Annotated in this window: 1 pseudogene; it reads right to left on the bottom strand. The window is 68.3% G+C overall.

Going from position 1 to position 834, the window contains the following annotated elements:
• Positions 1-34: 34 nt before the first annotated feature.
• Positions 35-834, bottom strand: a pseudogene (locus KUM39_RS27940) (IS630 family transposase); the annotation flags it as partial.

Raw genomic sequence — 834 nt, 5'->3', positions numbered from 1 at the left:
TACTGAGATTGAACTTGTGATGTCGCTGGGTCGCTCAGGTGGGTCTGATGGTCAGGCCGGTCTCGGCGAGGCAGCCGTCTATGAGGTGGCTGCGGTATTGGATGTGCCGTAGGCCGCGTCGGACGCGCTGGATGAGGTGTTCGGGGGTGCTGAAAGCGACGTTGGAGAGCCAGCCACGCCGCGGCAGGGACCAGATCCCTTCGACGGGGTTGAGGTCGGGTGCGTAGGGCGGCAGGTAGTAGATGGTGAGCCAGTCCCGCGAGGCGGCGAACTCCCGCAGACCGGCGGCCTTGTGGACGTTCAGGTTGTCCCAGACGAGCACGATCGGGCCGCCGAGCTGCTGGTGGGCTGCGATCAGCAGGTCCCGGTAGTCGCGCCAGGAGAAGCTCTTGCGTCCGTCGCGTTGGCCGTCGTCCCGGCGTGGCCGGTAGATCAGCCGCGACCGGTGATTGGGCTTATAGCAGGTCAGCGCGGCGATGGACACCCGTCTGCGGGAACGGCCCCGCACCCGCACCACCGGGGTCCTGCCGCGCTGGGACCAGGTCTTCGCCTGCGGCGGCGTCATGGAGAACCCGGCTTCGTCCTCGAAGACGAGCCAGGCTCCACTCACCGCCGCGAGTCTTCCGCGCAGGGCCTACCTCCTTGATCCACCCGGACACCGCCTCGTCGTCCCGCTCGACCGCCCGTCGGGCCGGGATCTGGCAGGACCAGCCGTTGCGTACCAGGAGCTTGCGCACGCCCTGGATCGTGTAGGTCAGGTGGAAGCGGCGGCCGATCACCGTCTTCACGCGGCTCAGGGTCCAGCGTTGGTCTTCCCAGCCGTGCGCGGCCGGC

Origin of the sequence: Streptomyces corallincola, assembly GCF_019104725.1 — a bacterium.
Classification (GTDB): domain Bacteria; phylum Actinomycetota; class Actinomycetes; order Streptomycetales; family Streptomycetaceae; genus Streptomyces; species Streptomyces corallincola.
Note: the sequence above shows the minus strand (reverse complement) of the source record. Positions and strands in the feature narration are given on the sequence as shown.